Below are 1,333 nucleotides of genomic sequence, written 5' to 3' on the forward strand. Positions count from 1 at the left end.
TAGATTGGCCCCTTGAAGATCCAGACACTTCGCCCCTCTTAACTTAAGAGGTAGTCTTGGAGCTATGTTCAGTACTAGTCACAACGAGAAGATGGTCGAAGTGTTAACAGGGGCCGAGCGCCGTCGACGCCGGACTCCACAAGAAAAGATCGCCATCGTGCAGCAGACCTTTGAGCCCGGGATGACCGTCTCTCATGTTGCTCGCTTGCACGACGTCAACGCAAACCAGCTTTTCAAATGGCGTAAGCAATTCCAAGAAGGGTCTCTCACGGCGATCACCGCCGGTGAGGATGTTGTTCCTGCTTCCGAGTTGGCTGCTGCCATCAAGCAGATCCGAGAGCTTCAGCGTCTGCTCGGGAAGAAGACCATGGAGAACGAGATCCTCAAAGAAGCCGTGGAGTATGGTCGAGCAAAAAAATGGATTGCGCATGCGCCCTTGTTGCCGGGGGACGACGATTAAGTGCTGTGAGCCAGGCTCTTAATGTATCGCGTGCGCAGCTATCCGTTCGTGTTCATCGAAAACCGGGTTGGCAAGATGGTCGTCATCATCGCCAGCGTGATGATGCAGCCTTACTTGGCCGTATCATGGAGGCGATGGCAGAGCTTCCCTCCTATGGCTATCGCCGGGTCTGGGCGCTGTTACGGCGTCAGTCTGAGGCAACAGAACAACCTGTGGTAAACGCTAAGCGGGTATATCGCGTCATGCGCGAGCATGGCTTGCTGCTGGAAAGAAAACCAGCTGCACCATTGGCCCAGCAGGCACATAAGGGGTGTGTTGCCGTCAAGGAGAGCAATCGACGGTGGTGCTCAGATGGCTTCGAGTTTCGCTGCGATAACGGTGAAAAACTACGAGTCACGTTCGCCATGGACTGCTGCGATAGGGAGGCGTTGGACTGGGCGGCCAGTACTGGGGGTTACGATAGTGACACTGTGCAAGATGTCATGCTGAGGTCTGTCGAACGTCGCTTTGGGGATTCGTTGCCGGCATCACCGGTGGAGTGGCTGACTGATAATGGCTCGGCGTATCGCGCCCATGAGACCCGCGCGTTTGCACGAGAAATCGGGTTGGAGCCCAGAACGACAGCAGTGAGAAGCCCACAGAGTAACGGTATAGCGGAGAGCTTCGTGAAGACGATGAAGCGAGACTATATCGAGATGATGCCAAAACCGGATAGCCGAACAGCGGTAGGCAATTTGGCTATTGCGTTTGAGCATTATAACGAGCACCACCCGCACAGCGCCTTGGGATACCGTTCACCACGGGAATTTCTGCGCAGTCGGGTATCACAACCCTAAGCGGGAAAAAGTGTCTGGATCTATGGGGTCAAATCCA

The 1,333-nt window shown here is 54.8% G+C and carries 1 protein-coding gene; it reads left to right on the forward strand.

The window, feature by feature from the left end:
- The first annotated feature begins 91 nt into the window (after window positions 1-91).
- Window positions 92-1,296, forward strand: a protein-coding gene (locus PG899_RS24015) for an IS3 family transposase (RefSeq protein WP_086008128.1) whose coding sequence is annotated in 2 segments (ribosomal slippage) — window positions 92-410 and window positions 410-1,296 — 1,206 coding nt in all. Because the reading frame shifts where the segments join, the coding sequence is not laid out codon by codon here.
- The last annotated feature ends 37 nt before the right edge of the window (window positions 1,297-1,333 follow it).

The organism is Aeromonas sp. QDB39, assembly GCF_027707585.1.
Taxonomy (GTDB): domain Bacteria; phylum Pseudomonadota; class Gammaproteobacteria; order Enterobacterales; family Aeromonadaceae; genus Aeromonas; species Aeromonas hydrophila.